The organism is Vibrio mediterranei (assembly GCF_900088415.1).
Taxonomy (GTDB): Bacteria; Pseudomonadota; Gammaproteobacteria; order Enterobacterales; family Vibrionaceae; genus Vibrio; species Vibrio mediterranei.
In genome coordinates this window covers 1,306,426-1,327,959 of sequence record NZ_FLLQ01000001.1, presented here as the reverse complement: position 1 = coordinate 1,327,959, position 21,534 = coordinate 1,306,426, and the positions used below count along the sequence as shown (strand labels likewise).

Here is a 21,534-nt window from a genome sequence, read left to right as displayed (position 1 = left end):
TGCTTTTTTAGTCCATAAAACTCCTCTAAAGTCTGTATATCGAACAGGGACACAGGAGATTCATCATGCCATCAACATTTCTAAGAACACCAGATTCAGCGTTCGACAACCTAGCAGACTATCCATTCTCGGCTAATTACATAGAGATAGATGGTTATCGCATGCATTACGTTGATGAAGGGACACAGAACTCAAATACTGTTTTCCTTCTTCATGGACAACCTTCGTGGAGCTACCTATATCGTCATATGATTCCGATTTTGGTCGATGCGGGCTACCGAGTAATAGCACCCGACCTTATCGGGTTTGGGAAATCGGATAAACCCGTCAGTACCGATACTCATACCTATGCCAACCATGTCAAATGGATGACGATGTTCGTTAATAAACTCAACCTCCACCACTCAGCCGCATTTATGCAAGATTGGGGAGGTATGATTGGGCTTAGAGCTTTGGCAAATCAACCCAAATGGTTAGATCGCTTAATTGTTTCTAACACCGCACTCGCCGAGATGAAAGGTTTAGAGAAGTTGCTGGTTCCTAGTGTACTAAAGCTAATGGCTGCCTCAGCTGGTCAAACCGACTTGAGCCAACTCACAAACAAAATCAACTACGGAAATTGGGCCGGCTACTTTCGAACCGCTAGTCATTTGGATATAGGAGAAGTCATCCAGGCGCTAACCACAAAACCATTAACTAAGAGCGAAATTCACGCCTATAACGCGCCATTTCCCGACGAGCGATACTACGCTGGCCCTAGAAAAATGCCGGAAATCGTGGCTTCAGACCTCAATCAAGTCAATGAAGACTGGCAGAAGCTCAAACAGTGGCAAAAGCCTGTTTTGACTCTATTTAGCGACAAAGACCCTTTCTTGGCAGGACGCGGCTACGACAAAAAGTTCCAAGCAAATTTTGCAGGTGCCGCACATCAGCCTCACCGCACAATTACTGATGCTTCGCACTTTCTCCAAGAAGACCAACATCTTGAAATTACGAGCCAAGTTATTGATTGGCTTGACCACACTCATTTCAATCTAGCAGGACAATCAGCATGAAAAAAATACTCGCCATAGGGGCAAATGGGATCATTGGACAAGCAGTAATAGAACTTTTAGACGATACGTATACCGTCATCCCTGTAGGGTACTCGAAAGGTGAACGTCGAGTAGACATTGAAGATAACGACTCCATCAAAGCCATGTACGAAAGCGTCGGTGCTGTTGACGCCATCATCAGCATGGCTGGAAATGGAATGATGGCTAACTTCGATGACGCATCTGACCAAGCGTATCAGGTAGCGCTCAATAATAAAGTGATGGGACAAGTGAACGTCGCGCGACTAGGAATAAACTACCTAACTCCGGGAGGCTCGATAACGCTAACTTCTGGGCAGGCAAGCAACGCTCCAACCCAAAGAACAGCAGCCATTGCGATGGGTGTGGCCGCCATTAATGCGTTTGTCACAACCGCATCTCTTGAGCTCAAAAGCAATCACCGCATCAATGCGGTAAGCCCTTCATTCGTCAAAGAAACGATGGAACGAATGGGAATGGACAGTACTAATGGAATTTCAGCAGCGGATGTTGCTTTGTGCTATCAAAGCGCTTTAGAGGGAGTCGCAAACGGAAAGATTTTTGATGCCGTTACTACTTAATTAACCTGTTGTATATTTGGGTGACCAATCAGCTGATGTGCTTATAAGTATTGCTGGTATGTCAATTCCCTCTCTAATATCTGCTCACTGTTATTCATTATGGTGAGCAGGCCTATGCAGACACAAATACTAACACTTATCTCGCTAACCTTTGCCCATTTTGTGACCAGCATCCGGTATACTGCCCGCGAACCAGAAAGTCATCGCTTACACGTAAAGGTTATTCATTGGTTAAACATTGGTATCGTCTATTTCTAGCGCTTATGATTGCAGTTTGCACACATACTGTAAGCGCAGACGAGTATCTCACGCCCAATACTTCCAATCTCGCTAATACTTTTATCACCGTCGATCTTTCGACGACGCCATCTGATGATTTTAATGCCCCAACAGATGATAGTGGGTCGATTCTTAATGATTACATGGGTCCACTGTTTCTTTCTTCATCCAGACGTGTCATCAGTGATAGTTGGGATGCCGACCAAAAAGCAGCGCCTGATTACCACTTATTAATTGCCTTCTTAGTACCTCCATTGCTGGCGCTCGCCACAAGAAGCACCTCACTTATTCCACCGCAACGTCATTGGACGAGCCGCACACAAAGTGCCCCCTCAAGAGTGGCAGGCTGGAAAGAAGCCAACACCTTGTACGCTCACAGACAACCTCACTCAAACTAACTCTCAAGACCAAGTTCAGGACTACCTGAACGCTTCAACACGCGCAGCACATTAAGAGCAGCGACTCGCTGATGACTGAAATAAATGTCTTCACAGACTGATTTGGTTACGGCTTTCGTCTCTTTCATGATGACCATGCGCTCATTTTGATCCGTTTTAGAGAGTTTCATTGTGAAAAAACCATCACGTCAACCAATCAACCGCTACGCCAAGTGGAAGTACGTGGTACTTATATTCAGCTTGCTCGTCATGCTGTTAAGTGCTCTACCTTCTTTGTATGGTGAAAATGCCGCCCTTCATATTAACCATCGAGGGCAAATTTCTGATGCGAGTCAAATCGCTCAATACCTTGAACATGCCAACATCACCCCCACTAGCATTGAACAAGATGGTGATAAAACCATCGTGATTCTAAATAGCCCCAAACAACAAGCGGCAGCGCAAACACTGCTAAAACAGCACTTAGATGAATCCACAACCGTCGCACTAGCGATGGAGCCAGCAGCGCCTCAATGGTTACTAAAATCAGGTTTTTCGCCTATCGCTCTGGGCCTTGATTTGAGAGGCGGCGTCCAATTTTTATTGGAAGTCGATATGGAGCCCGTCTATCAAGCACACCGACAAATGGTTATCGATGAGTTCTCTTCGGAGTTTCGAACTAGCCGAGGTCGAATCACGGGCGATAGCGTTCAGCTCAATTTGTTTGGTGGAACTTCTACCGCAGAAGCACGAGCCTTTTTACGTCAGCAGTTTCCTAACTGGCACACGTCAATCCAAGACAACACGATTCGACTCTCATTGACAGATGAAGAGAAAAGCACTCTGCGCAACCTGACGGTTCAGCAAAACTTGCAGATCATGCGAGAGCGTATTGCCGAGCTTGGCATTACCGAAGCCTCGGTACAACGACAAGGTGAGAATCGCATTCGCATAGAATTACCCGGAGTTCAGGATCCTGCAGCGGCTAAAGACGTTATCGGTGCAACAGCTTCGTTAGCCTTTCATGCCGTCACAGATGGTCGAGGAAATCGCACCCAAGTACTACCAGACAATGACGGAATCCCCGTTAATTTGGAGCGCCGCGCCATTCTTGGCGGAGAGCATATTATCGATGCGCGCGCGGGTGTCGGTGATATGGGAACCGCTGAAGTTAACATTTCGCTCGATACATCAGGTGGAAGAAAAATGTCTCAGTTTACCCGAAGCAATATTGGTAACCCGATGGCGACGGTCTACAGCGAGTACAGCCGCAATGCTGCGGGCGATAGCGAACAGCTCAGTAAGGTGATCAGTATTGCCACCATTCAGTCACAGTTGGGTAGCCGTTTTCGTATTACCGGTGTTGGCAGCATGCAAGACGCACAAGAGCTAGCACTTTTACTAAGGGCAGGTTCACTCACAGCGCCAGTTACCATTATTGAGGAACGAACCATCGGTCCTTCACTGGGTGCTGAAAACGTCAAAAATGGCTTTGCTGCATTAGCGCTAGGATTAGGCCTAACACTAACTTTCATTGCACTTTGGTATCGACGCTTAGGCTGGGTCGCAAATGTTGCCTTGCTCGCCAACATGATGAGCTTATTTGGGTTAATTGCGCTGCTTCCCGGAGCTGTACTTACCTTACCTGGTATTGCAGGCATGGTGCTGACCGTCGGTATGGCAGTGGATGCCAATGTACTCATTTTTGAACGCATCAAAGATAAAATGCGCGAAGGGCGAACGCTAGCTCAGAGCATTGAAAAAGGGTTTAGCAGTGCCTTTCGTTCTATTTTCGACGCCAACCTCACCACCATGATTGTCGCCATTGCACTGTATGCCATTGGTAATGGTCCCGTTCAGGGCTTTGCCATCACACTAGGGCTTGGTCTATTAACCAGTATGTTTACCGGCGTGTTCTTATCGCGCGCCATCATCAATCTTGTTTGGGGGCGTGATCAGCGCCGAGAAGTGAGGATTTAGATATGACTCTTTCACAACATTCTCTTAGCCGAGTTCGCTTTAGCATGTCGGCAATTTCTGCGCTGCTTTTTGCTTTAGCCGTCGCTTTTATCAGTTTTAAAGGTTTTAACTGGGGGTTGGATTTTACTGGCGGTCTCGTGGCTGAAGTACGCTTAGACGCATCCATTGTCGCAACCGAGCTCAAAGCGTCACTTGATAACGCCTTGATGCAAGATGTCCAAGTGGTGAGCTCGACAGAGCCCGGCCGTTGGATCTTACGCTATAACCAACTCGATGATGTGGTGTTGTCCTTAACTCCAGCATTAGAGTCCATCAGCACATCCGTAGAGATCCTAAATAGCAGCATGGTAGGCCCTCAAGTCGGCCAAGATATGGTTGAGCAAGGTGGCGTGGCAATACTAGCTTGTTTTGTGTTGACCATGCTTTATCTAAGCTACCGCTTTGAATGGCGACTCGCTCTAGGCGCATTAGTGGCGCTGGTTCACGACATTGTTATTGTGCTCGGTCTGTTTGCCGTCACCCAGATGGAGTTCAATCTCACCATACTCGCCGCTGTACTTGCAGTGCTTGGTTACTCTTTGAATGACTCCATCATTATTGCTGATAGAGCCCGCGAGCTATTCAAAGCAAAGCCAAACGAGTCAGCGGATACACTTATCAATAACTCGGTACGTGCCACTTTCTCGAGAACTCTTATTACCTCAGGCACCACATTGGTAACTGTTTCTAGTTTGTGGTTGCTAGGAGGGCCTGCGTTAGAAGGCTTCGCGATTGCATTGTGTGTGGGTATTGCCTGTGGGACATGGTCGTCAATTTCACTTGGTGTCACCTTACCTCAAATGATGGGTGTCCGACCTGAACACTACAGAGTGGCAACACCGAAACCAGAGGAGGCAATGCCATGACGCAGTTCTTGAAGCAGGAATTCGTACTGCTACTTGGCATCATTACCGTTGTATTGTTTAAATTTGCTGGTGACACTATCTTGCAGGCTCAAATGAGCTCAACTATCGGGATGGTACTTACCACGGCTCTGTTCGCAGTGGTCATGGCTTCAATATTTGCCGTGGTTCGCCATTCTGATGCTTTAGCCATCAAGTTAGGTGACCCTTATGGAACATTAATTCTGACCCTCTCAGTCATCCTCTTGGAAGTAGTGATGATTTCTTCTGTCATGTTGACGGGAGAAGCCAACTCCGTTTTGGCAAGAGATACTATGTTTGCAGTTGTGATGGCCGTCCTCAATGGTTTAGTCGGTATCACATTACTCATCGGCGGGCTGAAATACCACACACAGAAGTACAACCTTGATGGTCTGAAATCTTACCTCGTCGCCATCATTCCTCTGTCGTTGTTGTGTTTGGTGTTACCAAATTTCACCAGCGTTACAGAATTAGGGTCGATGTCTAAGGCGCTCACTATAACGCTAGTTTTAGCTTCAGTGGTGTTGTATAGCGTGTTTCTGTTTATTCAGACGCGCAGCCATACCCATTTTTTTATGGATGAGGACCACCAGGATAACCACGATTTTCATGGTCCTCTAGAGAGTAACTTTTACCATTCACTGTTACTTGTAGGTTATTTAATCGTGGTGATTCTGCTAGCCAAAAGCTTGGCTATCCCTATCGAAGGCACCGTCAGCTTACTTGGTGCACCACCAGCACTGGGAGGCTTGATAGTAGCCATCTTGATTCTTGCGCCTGAAGCAGTCGGGGCTGTTAAAGCCGCTTTAAACAATCAGCTGCAGCGCGCGATGAACTTGTTCTTTGGCTCCGTACTGGCAACTATCGCACTCACCGTACCGGCTGTCCTTCTAATATCTGAGGTCATACAGCAACCTGTTCAACTGGGCTTGGCACCCGCTGAAATGGTCTTGCTCGCGACCACACTTATGATGACCGCCGTCAGCTTTAGTAGTGGCAGAACCAACTCCTTAAACGGCATGGCCCACCTCATTTTGTTCTTTGCTTACATCATCTTGATGTTTGAGTGATGTACTTAACTGACCAATAAGGATTTTTATCATGCAAGAAATATTCGTTGCCATTTGGCACCATGATTTCGACACTCTGGCTCAAGTAAGCTCACTCAATAGCTTTCTCTTGTTGCTTGCGTTTATTTTATTACTGGAATCCAGCTTCGTTTTCTTACCACTGCCGGGAGATAGTCTAGTACTGTTTGTTGGCGGATTAGTTGGAGTAGGAATTTTGGAGTTTTATCCCGCAGCTGGAGCACTCTGTTTAGCCGCGTCATTGGGAAGTATTAATGCCTATATTCAAGGACGAGTTTTAAACCAAACTCGGCTTGTGCCTTTTTTGCACCGCGTTTTACCGAATGATTCACTCCCTAAGGCCAAACACTTACTGAGTCGCTACGGATTCTTATCTTTATTCATCTCCAGATTTGTCCCATTTGTGAGAGTCTTGACACCGATGCTTATGGGATTATCGAAGCTGAATTTCATACGAACTCTATTTATCAGCATGAGCAGTTCTGTTATTTGGTGCTTGATCCTTATGCTCTCTGGTAAATGGTTGATGATTCATCCAAGACTTAATGACTACCAAGAACTACTTTCTAAATCGTTGGTGATAGTCAGTTTATGCCTAATGGCGGGAGCGATTGTTGGTTTGCTGTACCGCTACTTACGCTCGAGCAAAAACAATATCGTTACTTAAGAATACGCCATGACGCCGCCGCTATTGGCTTAGATAGCAGCGGCGGATTTCTAGTATCAAGGCAGGGACACTATAGTGACCACTTGAGTTGCTTCCATCCTTGCTTTTCACCTAATGCTTTTAGTGCTGGACATGGATTGACCAAATAAGCGTAATCAGCAAACTCGCACAAAGGTCGATCGTTAATGGAGTCGGTATAAAAATGAATCTCGGTATAGCTGTTATCTTGCGCAGATAACCATTGCGCGAGTTTTGCCACTTTGCCCTCTCGATAGGTCGCAATGCCTTTTATCTTGGAGGTGAAACTGTTCTGTTTGAGTTCTAAATCAATACCCATCGCTACATCAATCCCAAGACGCTTAGCTATCGCTTCAACTAAAAAGCTAACGGAGGCCGAAATAATAATAGTTTGGATATCGTCACGCTTTAGATCTGCAAGCAAAGTCTGCGCTTGTGGAAAGAGGCGGGACAGGATTTTTTCATCGATGCACTGTTCTACCCATTGCTTTACTCTCTCAGTAGGAACGTGAGTCAAAGGTGCAATAGAAAACTCTAGGTAATCTTCCATATCCATCTTCCCTTCCGCATACAACGCCATTAGCCGTTTATCTTGGTCAAGGAAATCAGGTTGCACGGCAATGCCTTGCTCTACCAAAAACTCATTCCATAGCACGGCGCAGTCAGCATCAAACAAGGTTTCATCCATGTCGAATACGTATAGAGGTTTAGACATTTTCGGCTCTCACAGGTTGAATTTCGTTAAGGTTAAATAGCAGTTCTAATTGGCTGCCTGTTGCGAGTAATCGCTCCGAAGAACGGTTAAGGAGATCCACCGTCAACTCACAGTCATCAATGTCGACTTGATAGCGAATAACATTACCGAGCAACTGATGGTTTTTAATCACGCCCGTTCGCGGCGCAGAGATATGGTTAGCGTACTCGCGTCCTTGTTCTTTGACATAAATCGACTCCGGACGAATTGCGACTTTCGAGTTCACGTCCATATCAAATAACGATTTTGCTTTATCTGCTGCCACCAAATTGTAATGCCCCATAAAGCCTGCCACGAACTCATTTACCGGATGGGTATAGATGGCTTCGGGTGCACCTTGCTGAACAATCTCGCCCTTATTCATCAAGAAAATCCGGTCTGACATAATCATCGCTTCCTCTTGATCATGAGTGACAAAGATAGTGGTCAGATTAAGCTCTTTTTGAATAGAACGAATTTGTTGCCTAAGGCTCTTACGGATTTTGGCATCCAACGCAGACAGAGGTTCATCCAACAAGAGAATTCTTGGTTTGACCACCAGAGCACGAGCCAATGCCACGCGCTGTCTTTGACCGCCTGAAAGCTGATGTGGATAGTGGTTTTCTTTACCCTGCAGTTCCACCAGCTCGACGACGTTTGCAACTTCACGCTGTATTTCGGCTTTACCCAAACTTTGCATCTTAAGTCCAAAAGCGATATTGCCCGCCACCGTCATATTCGGAAACAGGGCATAGGACTGAAACACCATGCCGATACCACGTTGCTGAGGCGCGGCATGGGTAATATCTACTCCATCGACAACGATCTGCCCACCTTCGACTGGATTCAGACCTGCTAGACTGCGTAGCAATGTCGACTTACCACAACCGCTGGGGCCAAGTAGGGTAATGAACTCACCTTTCTGGATGGTAAATTCGATGTCTTCAAACACCGTGTTGCTGCCAAATCGTTTGGTAAGATGATTGACGGATACGTAACTCATGATTTGCCCTTCTGTTGATTACTGCTAAAACGGCTGGCAAGCCATGTCAGTAGGAAGATAAAGAAAAAGTAAGTCATCACTAAGGCCGAAGTGAAGTGACCACTGGTTTGACGCATGTTGTAAAGATAGATTTGTAGCGTTTCGTAGCGAGTTCCCACCAGAATATTGGCGAACACGAATTCACCGAGTAAAAACGAGAACGATAGAAATAACGACGCCAGCAATCCTTTCTTCAAATTCGGAACGATGATCAAGAGAAATGCTTTTGTGGTGCTCGCTCCTAGCAGGTGCGCCGCGTCCATCAAATCGTTGAGGTTAATGGCCTCAAAGCTGTTCGAGATTGCTCGATACATAAAAGGCAGCGCGATGGTGAAATAGGTTCCGATAAGGATCCATGGAGTCCCAACTAAAGGAATGGCGCTATCGGCGTAGATTTGAAGCAAACCTACCGATGACACCACAGGAGGTACCGCAAATGGCAGCAAAATCAGTACATTCATTAGCTTGTCGAGCTTTGGAAAGTAGTAAAACACCACAAAGATCGCTGGAAGGATTAATACCACGCTAAGTGCAAGTGCCGCAAAGCACACCAGTAATGAACGCCCAAAGGCGGCGAGAAAGCGAGAATCCGTCAGTAGTTGAACATACCAATTTAAGGTAAATCCATCTGGTAATATGGTCGCCCCCCAACTTGACGACAACGAGTAAACCAAAGTAGCGACGATTGGAATCAGCATGATACCAACAATTCCGTAGACAACGGTTTTGTGATAGTAAACGCTCACATTGCTATTTCGATGCATGATAACTCCTCGACAATAGCCACTGATTGATGATGGTGATAAAGGCAAGAATGGCCATGAGAATCACTGAGATTGCTGCAGCAAGGTTCGGTTCTAAGAACAAATCTCCAGACACCAAACTCGCAATTCGTACCGTAATCACGTTGTAGTTACCGGTTGTTAGTGCGTAGACGCTCGCATACGCGCCCATGGCATTGGCGATGAGAATAATGAAGGTGCCAAGTAGAGCTGGTGATAACACCGGAAGGGCTATTTGAGTCCAATATTGATGCGTTTTGGCACCGAGCAACGCAGATGCCGACTGCCAATCATCTTGCAGCGCATCAAAAGCAGGATAGAGCAACAACACGCCAAGCGGGATCTGGAAATAGATATAGATAACCAGTAACCCCCACTTGCCATACAAGTTGAAACCTTCAATCAACCCATACTGCTTCAGCAGCAGCGTGACTGCACCGTTAACCCCTAAAATAATAATGAACGCAAATGCCAACGGCACACCGGCGAAGTTGCTGCTCATATTGGTAAAAGCAATCACACCATCACGAAGCTTGCTGTCCACTCGGCGCAGTGATGACACCAACAGTGCTGCGATAGCCAACCCTATGACACTCGACCAAATCGATAGCCAAATACTGTTGCTAAAAGCCTGCATCATAAAACTCGAGTCTAAGACCTCTGAATAGTTCTCAAACGAAAACACGCCATCATATTGAAAACTATTGAAGAAGACCCAAGCCATAGGAGCAAGCTGAAACAGGTAGAAAAACAGCACAAATGGCGCAAGCCAAAGTACAGGCTTGAACTTGTTCCACAGTGACTGTTTTCTACTTATTAGCTGCTCATCTGAACAAGCAGGTGTTAATGCTGCGTCACTCATAATGCAATCAATTCCGGTGAGTAAGGCTTGCGATGTTCCAGCCCAAGCAACTGACAACAGACGCCACAAAGCTCCGTTTGCTTCACATCTGTTGCGGCATGGGTAAACTGCTCACCAATAACAAACAACGGCACTTCGCGCTCTTCAGGCAAAATACCACCATGCGACAAGTCATTATTCATACCGTGGTCACTGGTGATCATCACTTGATAGCCCGCTTCCACCCACGTCGTAAGGTAGTTAGATAGGAAAATATCGGCGGCTCTCGCACTGTTTCGATACTGCCTAGAGTCGAGACCATGCTTATGCCCAGTATTGTCGATATTCATAGGATGTATCAGCAAAAAGTCGGGGTGATATTTCTGCCTCAAGGATTCGGCATCAAGGAACAGGGCTTCATCAGGATAATGATCCCAATGATAGAAACGACCATATTGAATGTTCAACGATTCATCGTCAGTGAATCTATCGCGCACTGCATCATAAGGCGCACGGTTGTATAGTTCACTAACCCAATGATAAGCCGCGGCCGCGGTCACTTTACCCTGAGATTTCGCCAAGCTGAATACCGATTCTTGATTCGACAAGCGAACTATTTCATTGTTTACGATGCCACTTATGACAGGAGGAACTCCGGTCAAAATGCACTCATAAAGTGGTCTGGACATAGAAGGGAGTTCGCATTGAATGGGATACAACGTCGCTTTTTGTTGCTCGATTAAGCCACTCAAGTAGCCCATGCAATCACGGGCTACTTGATAATTGAGACCATCGAGGACAACAAGGATAACCTTATTGCTCATACTTACCTCTGTATAAAAGTCTCAAATTACTGTTGGTGAATCAGTACGTTTTCTTGCCACTGGCGAGGCAGGCGACGCGCTGACTTTTCCCAAGCTTTAAAGTCTGTGACAGGATGAACGTTACCGTATTGGTCGTTAGCAATCAGTTTAGCTTGTACCGATTCAGGCAACTTAACGTTGGAACGAATTGGACGCGCATAACCTTCAGCTAGGTTGATCTGCCCTCGGTCACTAAAGATGTGTTCACGAGCTAATTTTGCAGCGTTAGGGTTTTTCGCATACTTGTTGATAATCGTGGTGTAACCGGAGATCACCGAGCCATCTTGCGGGATATTGACGCTAAAGCGTGAGCGGTCAATTTGGTCACGATAATTAAGCGCATTGAAATCCCAAAGGATTGCCACTTCTACTTCACCTTTCTCAAGGTTGGCAATGCTAGGGTCAGTGAATGATAGACGCCCTTGCTTGGCAAGCTTAGAGAAAAACTCAATCGCCGGGCCAAGGTTAGACTCATCGCCACCGTTAGCGAAAGCCGCCGCCAGTACGGCATTATTAGCCTGCGCTGCCACACCCACATCGCCGACCGTCACTTTGTAGTCGCCCTCAAGAAGGTCTTGCCACGTTTTTGGGGCATCTTTGACCAAGTTGTTGTTTGAGATAAACGCGATAGTCCCTGTATACGCCAGTGCCCAGTGGCCGTCTTTATCTTTGGCCCAATCAGGAATCTCGTCCCATGTGGTAGGCTTATACGGTTGCGTTACGCCCTTTTGAACCGCCACTCGAGCGAATGCAAAGCCGACATCGCCAATATCTGCTGTCGCATTTTTCTTTTCAGCTTCAAACTTAGCGATTTCCTGTGCCGAGCTCATATCGGTATCTTGGTGCTTAAGTCCATAATCAGACTTAAGGTCATTCCAAGTATCTTTCCAGTTTGCCCAACTATCAGGCATACCCACACTGTAAACCGCACCTTCCTGCTTCGCCGCTTCTGTAAGAGCAGTGACGCTATCGTTAGCAAAAGCAGTGGAAGAAATCGCAGTGGCAATAAGTGTCACAGCACTGAGTTTTGCGGTGATACTTGCACGGTTAAGCAAAGTTTTCATTGTCTCTATCCCTCTGGACTAGGTCAGTAAGTTCACTTTTTATGCTATTTGGGGAATGTGACAATTTATGTGCCTGTATTTGACGTTTTTATTGAGGTTAGATGGCAGTTATGCGTCAACTTTATGAAAGCCAGTGACTGATAAGCCAGTTTCTGCTGTCATGAAACTGTTACTCGCCTGTCGTATCTTGTTCATGCCGATGAATCATGGACTAGATCACTCAATGCCAATCCAAACAACACAGCTCAGTAAAATAAAGACGACTATTCGAGAACAAATCCAAAGTAATATCATGATTGCAGGCCAGAAACTGCCATCCGAGCGAGACCTTAGCGAGCTGTTTTCTACGACGCGTATTACCATTAAAGATGCGCTGACTTCACTAGAAACTGAAGGATTGATTTATCGAGAGGAACGTCGAGGTTGGTTTGTCTCTCCAGAACGTATTCGCTATAACCCATTGTCGCGCAGTCACTTTCATCAGATGATCCGCGAACAGCACCGTATCGCCGAAACTAAGCTAGTCAGTGTAAGAAGTGAAATGGCGAGCGGAATGTACGCCAAGGCATTGGCCGTAGATACCATTACACCCATCCATATTATTGAACGCTTAAGGTATATCGATGGTCGGGTCGTGCTGTTTGTAGAGAACTGTCTGATCGCCGCCCTATTCCCAAAAATACTGGAAGAGAACCTGACACTATCGCTCACTAAGTGCTACCAAGAGAAATACCAATTCCATACCCAACGTTCACACTTTGACGTCATCCCTACGTCTGCTCCAAGTCATGTGGCACGAGCCCTTAACTTGGTGGAGGGACAACCCGTTGTCAAAATCTGCCGAGTGAACTTTAACCAATATGGGGTATTAATGGATTGTGAATTTGAGTATTGGCGGCCCGACGCCATGATGATTTGTATTGATAGCGAGTCGCAATGATCAAGAAAAGCGCTTTCTATATTGTGAAGGGGAAACACCTTGTAGGCGTGAAAAGGCATGCGTAAAAGTGCTTTGTCCTGAAAAGCCCGTTAACTCAGCGACTTGACCAAGGTTTAAGTTGCCTTGCTCAATTAAGCGTTTTGCGGCATCGACACGTTTGTTCAATACATATTGATGAGGAGTAATACCGATTTGCTCTTTAAACAGCATATGAAATTGGCTTTCGCCTAAAAATACGCTTCCAGCTAATTGAGCGACAGAGATCTTATGGCACAGGTGCTGTTCAATGTAACGATCGATCTGTTCAAGATCGAATCGTGAGTCACGAAGTGATGTTTTAAGATCCGAGATATGGCGTTGTAATAATGCTACGACCGTGTCATTGCATGCTCGACTTAGAAGCAAATCATCAGGGCTGCTTTTCATTTCCGCCACTAACATTTGTATCAGCTTTTGAATTTGGATATCCAACTGAAAGTAAGTCTTGGACTGAGATAACTCGTTGATTCGTTGAAGAAGTATCGGATCGTCATTGTTAGGGAGAGGCATATTCAACACGAGAATATCAGGCTGATCAATCACACCTCCGAAAGCATGATCAAGGCCTGACGTCACCACGCACCCTTGCCCCGGGCCGACGAGGTTACCCACACCACCTACATCAAACTCAGATTTCCCCTTCAACCCAATCACAACTTGGGTATATTGGTGCTCGTGTGAGTCCATATGAGAGGGTAACCGAACGATTTCTGCTGGTTTTGGGGAAGCATGATCAAGGATGTCATTGTTTCGTGTCACCATGTTTCCGGCCATCTTGTAAAGTGAGATTCGATCCGCCGAGTATACCCATTTCAATAGCAATTGGAAAAAGTAATCGCCACCAAGCTTGTGATAACGGGCACGGAGTGATGATTTTGTATCCCGCTTAGAACTGCGAAAAAGGATCCTTACTTGATCAAGCTTCCGGAACCATGATCATGAAGCGATAAGTTACGGTGGTTGTAATTTGTGCGATATCGATGATTGAGACATAAAAAAAGCTGCGAAAACCGCAGCTTAGAAACAATATTTGCGCCAATGGTTACGGAGCAAGTCGTTCTGCATCCCAATGACCTTGACCGTCTTTACTAAACAAGAAGCGATCATGAAGTCGGTGTTCACCACCTTGCCAGAATTCAATCGATTCAGGGCGAATGCGATAGCCACCCCAGAATGAAGGTACAGGAATTTCACCTTTAGCAAATTTCTGCTTTAGCTCTAGGAACTTACCTTCAAGTACGCCACGAGTTGAAATACGACTACTTTGCTTACTTGCGATAGCAGCAAGTTGGCTTTCTTTGGGGCGAGAGGTGAAATACTTCATGTTTTCCATTGCCGTCAATTTCTCAGCGACACCCGTAATATGCACTTGTCGTTCTAATGGATGCCAAGGAAAGTGTAAGCTTACTTTACTGTTGTGCTCTATATGTTGAGCTTTACGACTACCCAAGTTGGTGTAAAAAACGAAGCCTTCACTGTCCACATTTTTCAATAACACGATGCGTTGAAACGGCATTCCGCGTTCATCAACCGTCGCCACTGTCATTGCCGTAGGATCGGTCAATTTAGCGTCGACCGCTTGTTGCAACCAAAGATTAAATTGAACAATAGGATCGCTATTCAAGTCCTTTCGACGTAACCCCCCTTGAGAATACTCTCGGCGGATATCTTCAATTCCCATAACCACTCCTCACGTTTTTCTTGAATTCTGCGCTCTAAACTACTAGAAAACAACCCGCTAACGGTATCTTATTATCGATTTTTGAATCCAATCTCCTAGTTTGTATTCGAGCTTATGACACACGCAGCCATAACAGACAAATTTTCGATAATTCATTACTTTATAAACAAGAATCCACTGCTAAACTTCTAAATACGTTGAAAACATACCGATAGATGCAATTCTTGAAATATTAGATTGTTGATAAATATGCAGGACAGATCGACTCTTTGTTGTTGAAAAGGTTACATTTCATTAACGATGGTAATAAAATCATATTATTAGATAAATCCTAGCCATCTGGATTCCGAGTTGAACATGGATAAAAAAGAATACAAAAAGGTCTCTGACGCTGAACTCGACTACATCGATGACAAAACCGCGGCCTTACTCCTTAATACCCCCACCAGTGCTCGGATTATGCTGTGGGTGATGGTGCTCTTTTTTATTAGTGCGGCAGTGTGGGCATCTTGGGCTGAGATAGACAAAGTGACCGTCGGACAAGGCAAAGTTATTCCTTCATCACAAGTGCAAGTAATCCAAAACCTCGAAGGTGGCCTTGTTAAAGAGATTTTGGTGAGAGAAGGTGACACGGTCAAAAAAGGTCAGCAGCTCCTGCTTATTGACGATACGCGTTTCCGCTCAGATTACCGCGAACGAGAGCAACAAGTTCTCAATTTGACCGCCAACGTGTTACAACTCTCAGCCTCCTTAACCAGTGTGGTCATCAATGAAGATGTCAAAGATAAAGAATGGAAAAAATCGGTGACCCTGGATTTCAACAAACTCGCTTTCCCACCTACTTTTGAAGAAGAAAACAAAGCTCTCGTTTCCAGACAACGCGCTGAATACCGTCAGGACCTCAACAAGCTACGCAATGAGCTCTCCGTTATTGATCAACAAGTTCATCAAAAACAACAAGATCTGATAGAAATCCAAGCGCGAGTCCATAACCTCAGAGAAGGCTATAACCTTGCACGTGATGAACTGAATATCACCAAGCCTCTTGCCGATGAAGGTGTTGTTCCTAAAGTCGAATTATTAAAGCTTCAGCGTCAGGTCAATGACACTCGACGTGAGTTAACTTCCACAGAACTGAAAGTCCCAGCTTTAAAATCTGCCATTCAAGAGTCCATGCTAAGCCGCATTGATATTGCACAGAAATTCCGCTCAGAACAGCAAGAAAAGCTCAATCAAGCCCAAGATAAGCTCTCTTCTATGACTGAGTCAGCCGTAGGGTTGGAAGATCGTGTGAACCGTACTGTTGTGGTCTCTCCTGTTAACGGCACCGTTAAGACACTGAACGTCAATACTGTAGGCGGCGTTATTCAACCTGGAATGGATATCGTAGAGATAGTTCCAACGGAAGACACTTTGTTAGTGGAAGCCAAAATAGCACCACAGGATATTGCTTTCCTAAGACCCGATCTTCATGCCATCGTCAAGTTCAGTGCGTATGACTTCACCAAATACGGTGGATTGGATGGCACCTTGGAACATATCAGTGCTGATACGACCCAAGACGAAGAAGGAAATAGCTTCTATATCGTAAGAGTAAGAACCGACAAAACCAATTTTGGACACGATGAGCAGTTACCGATCATCCCTGGTATGACAGCGTCCGTGGACATTATTACAGGCAAGAGAACGGTTCTGGATTATCTACTCAAGCCAATACTAAGTGCGCAAAATAACGCACTGAAAGAATAAAGGAATGTAGTGTTACGGATTGAGCGGACAGGAAGTCTGCAAACTAAGTTCAAAACCGCACTGTTGGTATGCGGGGTAATCACAGCTATTTCTTTGGCTGGATATAGTGACGCCTATACCAAGCAAGAGCAACGTTGGATAAGCACCGTAGCAAAAACATATGGACCTCGAGCCGGTAAACGAGTCGAAACTTGGCGCACTGTTATCGAAGATTTACAGGGTAAATCAGAGAAAGAGCAACTTGCTGGAGTGAATCAGTTTTTCAATCAGCTCAACTTTGTCGACGACATACATTTATGGGGTAAGAAAGACTACTGGGCTACACCACTAGAGTTTTTGGGCAGTAATGCAGGGGATTGTGAAGACTTTACTATTGCTAAGTACTTCTCACTGCTTGAGCTCGGTATTCCCGACAAAAAACTGAGGCTTGTGTACGTCAAAGCCATCGAGTTGAACCAATTTCACATGGTACTCGCCTACTACGAGACACCGCGTTCACAGCCGCTGATTTTGGATAACCTGATTGGTGAGATCAAACCCGCTTCTAAGCGAGGCGATTTGCTACCGATCTACAGCTTTAATGGTCGCAACTTGTGGACCATGAAAACAACCCAGGGCAAATTAGCCGGAAAGTCGTCGAGACTGAAATTATGGAATGATTTGCGAAGCCGAGAGCGTTCATTGACGTTAAGGAAACCTAAGGTAAATTACGACGAGTAAACAATTATGACACTATACAGACAGCTAGTGGTCGGCATGATAGCAGTATTCATTATGCTATTGACGTCGGTGTTTATCATCGAGTTCAACACGACTAAAAACTTCCTAGAGCAGCAACAACGCTCAGAGGTAAACAACACGATTAACACCGTGGGGTTAGCCTTAGCACCTTACTTGAAGACACAAGACAAGGTTGCGGTTGAATCTGTGATTAATGCGCTATTTGATGGCAGTACTTATTCGACAGTAAAACTCGTTTTCCTAGAGACCGATGAAGAGATTGTCCGCAGCTATCCTATCAAACCCAACGGAGTACCAGATTGGTTTACCAACCTAAACCTATTTACGCCCATTCATGATTCCCGCGTGGTTACTAGCGGTTGGCTGCAATTAGCTGAAGTAGAAATCATCAGTCATCCCGGTGAAGCTTACGCTCAGCTTTGGCAAGCGTTTGAGCGCCTTGCTGGAGCATTCGTTGTTATCTTTACCTTAGGTTTGTTATCTATAGCCTTTATCCTGAGACGAGCTCTCACGCCACTTAGAGCTATCGTAAACAAAATGGAACAGGTAGCAAATAAGCAGTTTGGTGAACCTTTGCTTCGTCCCAATACGAAAGACTTGATCGCCGTCGTTGATGGTATAAATAGCATGTCCGCGCATGTTGAAGAGTCGTTCAAACAACAAGCGAAAGAAGCACAGAAGCTCCGTGAACGCGCTTATATGGATCCAGTCTCTCAACTAGGTAACCGCGCCTTCTTTATGGGCCAGTTAAATCAATGGCTTTCAGAGTCTTCGTTAGGCGGTGTGGCTATCTTACACGCTGAGTTCATTAAACAAACCTACAAAGCTGATGGCTACGAGGCTGGCGATGGATTAGTAAGAGAGCTGTCTGATCTCTTATCGATGACCATCAATATTCCAAACACCGTCATTGCCCGTATATCAACCGATGAGTTCGGTTTTGTATTCCCGAACATTGACGAAAGCGAATTGAAGTTCGCGGCAAATAGCATCATTACTTGTATTCAAGATCTAAACGCCGATCCTACAGGTCTGAGCAAAGCTAACGCATCGCTAGGTGTTGTCTTTAACGAAGAGCGCAAAAACTCAACACAAATGCTCTCCGTGCTCGATAACGCACTGACTAAAGCGAAATCTAATCCGGAAATCGATTATGGTTATATCTCTAGTGAGCATACTGGCGCCATCATGGGTAAACAGCAATGGCGTTCACTGGTAGAAGAAGCGATCAGCGACGATGCAGTCACCTTTAGATTCCAAGCAGCAAACAGCAGTGGTGGTGAGACGTATCACCGAGAGGTGTTCTCTGCCATCGAAATGAATGGCGAACGCTATACAGCCAATCAATACCTACTTGCTCTAGAGCAGCTTGATGCCAGCCATATCTTTGATGAGCACGTTATCATATCGGTGATTAACAAGCTTGAGCGAGAAGAAATGTCCGATTCAATGGCAATTAACATCACCCCAACTAGTATCGCTCAACCAAGCTTCATTCGCTGGATTAGCCAAGTGCTCGCCAAGCATCGTGACATTAACGACAAACTACACTTTGAGATCCCAGAAAGCTGCTTTATCAATAATCCGCACCATACTGCGCTCTTCTGTAACGCTATTCGCAATGAAGGTGCCAAGTTCGGTGTGGATAACTATGGTCGGAACTTCCAATCACTGGAGTATCTCAACGAGTTCAGACCAGATTATGTGAAACTGGATTATCTCTATACCCACCAGCTTGACGATGAAAAACAGAAATTTACGCTAACATCGATTTCGAGAACGGCGCACAATTTGGGTATTAAAACTATTGCCTCACGAGTGGAAACACAAACTCAGCTCGACTTCTTGTCTGAGCACTTTGTGGATGTATTCCAAGGCTTTATCGTGGACAAATAATAGGTGCAGAATCCATGAAGGATCCGTTACTAAACTCGCTTATCTATATCAGCCGATACTACGGCTTAGCCAATTCCCCAGAAGCATTGGTGAACGGCTTACCCCTATCGGAAGGTAAGCTCACACCATTCTTACTTCCTCGTTCAGCCGAGCGCGCTGGATTGGTAGCGAAGGAGAATCGCTCTGATATAGATAAAATCCCAAGCATCGTATTTCCTGTGATACTGCTGTTGAAAGGTGGCGATGCTTGCGTACTAAACAGTATTGATTCCGATGCCAATGAAGCAGAAGTGATTACGCTTGAGTCCGGCATGGTCCCCATTTCCGTCCCGCTCGAGGATTTGAAAGAACAATTCACTGGCCGCTACTTCTTGGTCAAGAAGCAGTTTCGCTATGACGAGCGCTCACCGGAAGTCCTAAAAACTCGTGATGGCCACTGGTTCTGGGGCACTCTGTGGGAATCGAAACGCATCTACCGTGATGTGCTCATTGCCTCGCTATTGATCAATATATTTGCTGTAGCCGCACCACTGTTCACTCGTCTTGTTTATGACAAAGTGGTGCCTAACCTAGCATTTGAAACACTATGGGTACTGGCGGCAGGGATATTTATTGTCTTCGGATTCGATTTAGTACTTAAGCTTATGCGTAGCTACTTTATTGATGTTGCTGGGAAAAAATCAGACATCCTGATTTCCTCTAAGCTATTTAGCAAGGTTATGGGCATCAGAATGGAATCCCGTCCTCCTTCTGTCGGTGCCTTTGCGCGTCACTTACAAGAATTTGAATCAATTCGTGAATTCTTTACCTCTGCAACGATTGCTTCGTTAATCGACTTGCCTTTTGCATTGCTATTTTTGGTGCTTATTTGGCTCATGGCGGGCAACCTGGTCATTATCCCAATCATCGGTGTGTTGATATTAATCATCTACTCGATGTTGATACAAGGACCGCTGCGTAAAACGATTGAAGAAGGTTCACGCCTAGCTTCTCAAAAGTACGCCAACCTTATTGAAAGTTTGGCTGGCCTAGAAACCGTAAAAATCTTCGGTGCACAGAGCCAATATCAGTATCGTTGGGAAGAAGCTGTGGCCCACATGGCGAACTGGAACATCAAAAGTAAGCGCATTACGGATGGGATTCAAAACACCGCAGGATTTGTTCAGCAATCTTCCAATATCGGAATGATCATTCTTGGTGTGTATCTTATTGCAGAGGGTGAACTCACAATGGGTGGCCTGATTGCTGCGACCATGCTAAGTAGCCGTGCTATTGGCCCTTTGGTGCAGCTTTCATTGCTTTCTACACGATACAATCAAGCAAAGTCGTCGATGACCATCATTGAGCAAGTAATGGCAATGCCTGACGAGCAAGAAGAAGGAAAGCGCTATATTCATCGCCCAATCATCCACGGCAAAATCGAATTGGATCGCGTAACCTTTCACTACCCTGATTCTCCAATGGCGTCCATTCGAGATCTGAGTCTAACTATTGAACCTGGTGAAAAGGTCGCGATTATTGGACGTATTGGCTCAGGTAAAACTACGCTAGAACGCCTCATAATGGGCCTGTATCAGCCTACAGAGGGTCACGTGCGAATTGATGAGACAGACATCGCTCAATTGCATCACGTGGATGTACGACGCAATATAGGCTGTGTGCCCCAAGACTGTGCCCTGTTCTATGGCTCTATTCGCGACAACATTACGCTAGGGCGACCATTGGTCGACGACCGTGATGTTATGGATGCAGCAAACCGTGCAGGGGTGACCGTATTCACTCAGCAAGATCCTGCTGGTCTTGAGCGTCAGGTTGGTGAAGGTGGTCTGCTGTTATCCGGTGGTCAACGTCAAGCCGTTGCTATTGCACGAGCATTTTTAGCGCGTCCACCTATTTTGATTATGGATGAACCGACAAGCTCAATGGATAACCGTTCCGAACTGCATATCAAGACGCAGTTAAAACAGCTTAAGGAATCCGAGACCCTGATTTTAATTACTCATAAAACATCGATGCTAGATGTGGTAGACAGAGTCATCGTCATGGAGAAAGGGGCAATTATTGCTGATGGTCCTAAGGTGCAGGTGTTGAGTGATTTGAGGCAAGGTAAAGTTCGCGCTGCAAGTTAAAACCAAACTATGTCTCCTCGTCCTCAATGTGTAAACTCATTTCAGACG

21 protein-coding genes are annotated in these 21,534 nt (G+C 45.6%); 12 read left to right on the top strand and 9 right to left on the bottom strand.

From position 1 onward, the window contains the following. Window positions 1-65: 65 nt before the first annotated feature. From VME0621_RS05825 to VME0621_RS05815, 3 genes are all read left to right on the top strand, one after another. Window positions 66-1,055, top strand: a complete 990-nt coding sequence (locus VME0621_RS05825; protein ID WP_038227646.1) for a haloalkane dehalogenase — start codon at window positions 66-68, stop codon at window positions 1,053-1,055. Further along, window positions 1,052-1,654 carry a short chain dehydrogenase gene (locus VME0621_RS05820; protein ID WP_038227645.1) on the top strand — a complete coding sequence of 201 codons (603 nt, stop codon included), beginning with the start codon at window positions 1,052-1,054 and terminating at the stop codon, window positions 1,652-1,654. Before VME0621_RS05825 ends, VME0621_RS05820 begins: the two co-directional genes overlap by 4 nt. 227 nt (window positions 1,655-1,881) lie before the next feature. Then, window positions 1,882-2,331: a hypothetical protein gene (locus VME0621_RS05815; RefSeq protein WP_062462964.1), complete on the top strand. Its 450-nt coding sequence runs from the start codon at window positions 1,882-1,884 to the stop codon at window positions 2,329-2,331. On the opposite strand, the gene VME0621_RS26540 is transcribed toward VME0621_RS05815, so the two are convergent. Continuing rightward, window positions 2,328-2,501: a hypothetical protein gene (locus tag VME0621_RS26540; protein WP_156750259.1), complete on the bottom strand. Its 174-nt coding sequence runs from the start codon at window positions 2,499-2,501 to the stop codon at window positions 2,328-2,330. The two genes, VME0621_RS05815 and VME0621_RS26540, sit on opposite strands and share 4 nt — an antisense overlap. On the opposite strand from VME0621_RS26540, the gene secD reads away from it, so the two are divergent. Genes secD through VME0621_RS05795 form a run of 4 tightly spaced genes read left to right on the top strand, consistent with a single transcriptional unit; the run spans window position 2,500 to window position 6,968 of the window. Further along, window positions 2,500-4,290, top strand: a complete 1,791-nt coding sequence (gene secD / locus VME0621_RS05810) for a protein translocase subunit SecD (RefSeq protein WP_062462967.1) — start codon at window positions 2,500-2,502, stop codon at window positions 4,288-4,290. The genes VME0621_RS26540 and secD overlap by 2 nt on opposite strands. Before the next feature lie 2 nt (window positions 4,291-4,292). After that, entirely contained in the window at window positions 4,293-5,195 is a 903-nt protein-coding gene (gene secF, locus VME0621_RS05805) for a protein translocase subunit SecF (RefSeq protein ID WP_062462970.1), read from the top strand. Then, on the top strand, window positions 5,192-6,283 hold the full coding sequence (locus VME0621_RS05800; protein ID WP_062462973.1) for a calcium:cation antiporter: 1,092 nt from the start codon (window positions 5,192-5,194) through the stop codon (window positions 6,281-6,283). The genes secF and VME0621_RS05800 overlap by 4 nt, the downstream gene beginning before the upstream one ends. A 31-nt stretch (window positions 6,284-6,314) precedes the next feature. Further along, on the top strand, window positions 6,315-6,968 hold the full coding sequence (locus VME0621_RS05795) for a DedA family protein (protein WP_062462976.1): 654 nt from the start codon (window positions 6,315-6,317) through the stop codon (window positions 6,966-6,968). A 70-nt stretch (window positions 6,969-7,038) separates the two neighbouring features. Here VME0621_RS05795 and VME0621_RS05790 read toward each other — a convergent pair whose 3' ends face one another. From VME0621_RS05790 to VME0621_RS05765, 6 genes are read right to left on the bottom strand one after another with little or no spacing between them, the layout of a single operon-like run. Then, on the bottom strand, window positions 7,039-7,701 hold the full coding sequence (locus VME0621_RS05790; protein ID WP_062462979.1) for an HAD family hydrolase: 663 nt from the start codon (window positions 7,699-7,701) through the stop codon (window positions 7,039-7,041). After that, window positions 7,694-8,722, bottom strand: a complete 1,029-nt coding sequence (locus VME0621_RS05785; RefSeq protein WP_062462982.1) for an ABC transporter ATP-binding protein — start codon at window positions 8,720-8,722, stop codon at window positions 7,694-7,696. The genes VME0621_RS05790 and VME0621_RS05785 overlap by 8 nt, the downstream gene beginning before the upstream one ends. Then, the gene (locus VME0621_RS05780; protein ID WP_038227636.1) at window positions 8,719-9,525 is read right to left on the bottom strand and encodes an ABC transporter permease; all 807 of its coding nucleotides are present in this window, start codon (window positions 9,523-9,525) and stop codon (window positions 8,719-8,721) included. Before VME0621_RS05780 ends, VME0621_RS05785 begins: the two co-directional genes overlap by 4 nt. Continuing rightward, a complete protein-coding gene (locus tag VME0621_RS05775) occupies window positions 9,512-10,405 on the bottom strand; it encodes an ABC transporter permease (protein WP_062462985.1) in 894 nt (297 codons plus the stop codon). The genes VME0621_RS05780 and VME0621_RS05775 overlap by 14 nt, the downstream gene beginning before the upstream one ends. Beyond that, a complete protein-coding gene (locus VME0621_RS05770) occupies window positions 10,402-11,208 on the bottom strand; it encodes an alkaline phosphatase family protein (RefSeq protein WP_062462988.1) in 807 nt (268 codons plus the stop codon). The genes VME0621_RS05775 and VME0621_RS05770 overlap by 4 nt, the downstream gene beginning before the upstream one ends. Window positions 11,209-11,234: 26 nt before the next feature. Beyond that, window positions 11,235-12,311: an ABC transporter substrate-binding protein gene (locus tag VME0621_RS05765; protein ID WP_006069698.1), complete on the bottom strand. Its 1,077-nt coding sequence runs from the start codon at window positions 12,309-12,311 to the stop codon at window positions 11,235-11,237. A 223-nt stretch (window positions 12,312-12,534) separates the two neighbouring features. On the opposite strand from VME0621_RS05765, the gene VME0621_RS05760 reads away from it, so the two are divergent. Further along, window positions 12,535-13,251, top strand: a complete 717-nt coding sequence (locus VME0621_RS05760; RefSeq protein WP_082795577.1) for a UTRA domain-containing protein — start codon at window positions 12,535-12,537, stop codon at window positions 13,249-13,251. Here the strand turns inward: VME0621_RS05760 and VME0621_RS05755 are convergent, their stop codons facing one another. Both VME0621_RS05755 and pdxH read right to left on the bottom strand, forming a co-directional pair. Continuing rightward, window positions 13,252-14,052: an AraC family transcriptional regulator gene (locus VME0621_RS05755; protein ID WP_096443736.1), complete on the bottom strand. Its 801-nt coding sequence runs from the start codon at window positions 14,050-14,052 to the stop codon at window positions 13,252-13,254. Window positions 14,053-14,332: 280 nt separating this feature from the next. Further along, a complete protein-coding gene (gene pdxH / locus VME0621_RS05750) occupies window positions 14,333-14,971 on the bottom strand; it encodes a pyridoxamine 5'-phosphate oxidase (RefSeq protein WP_062462991.1) in 639 nt (212 codons plus the stop codon). A 357-nt stretch (window positions 14,972-15,328) separates the two neighbouring features. On the opposite strand from pdxH, the gene VME0621_RS05745 reads away from it, so the two are divergent. From VME0621_RS05745 to VME0621_RS05730, 4 genes are read left to right on the top strand one after another with little or no spacing between them, the layout of a single operon-like run. Further along, window positions 15,329-16,720 carry an HlyD family type I secretion periplasmic adaptor subunit gene (locus VME0621_RS05745; RefSeq protein WP_038227631.1) on the top strand — a complete coding sequence of 464 codons (1,392 nt, stop codon included), beginning with the start codon at window positions 15,329-15,331 and terminating at the stop codon, window positions 16,718-16,720. 60 nt (window positions 16,721-16,780) lie between these two features. Then, complete coding sequence (locus VME0621_RS05740) at window positions 16,781-17,440, top strand: transglutaminase-like cysteine peptidase (RefSeq protein WP_031494761.1); 660 nt, start codon at window positions 16,781-16,783, stop codon at window positions 17,438-17,440. A 6-nt stretch (window positions 17,441-17,446) separates the two neighbouring features. Then, entirely contained in the window at window positions 17,447-19,357 is a 1,911-nt protein-coding gene (locus VME0621_RS05735) for a bifunctional diguanylate cyclase/phosphodiesterase (RefSeq protein WP_065311652.1), read from the top strand. A 14-nt stretch (window positions 19,358-19,371) separates the two neighbouring features. Beyond that, window positions 19,372-21,486: a type I secretion system permease/ATPase gene (locus VME0621_RS05730; protein WP_006069705.1), complete on the top strand. Its 2,115-nt coding sequence runs from the start codon at window positions 19,372-19,374 to the stop codon at window positions 21,484-21,486. The last annotated feature ends 48 nt before the right edge of the window (window positions 21,487-21,534 follow it).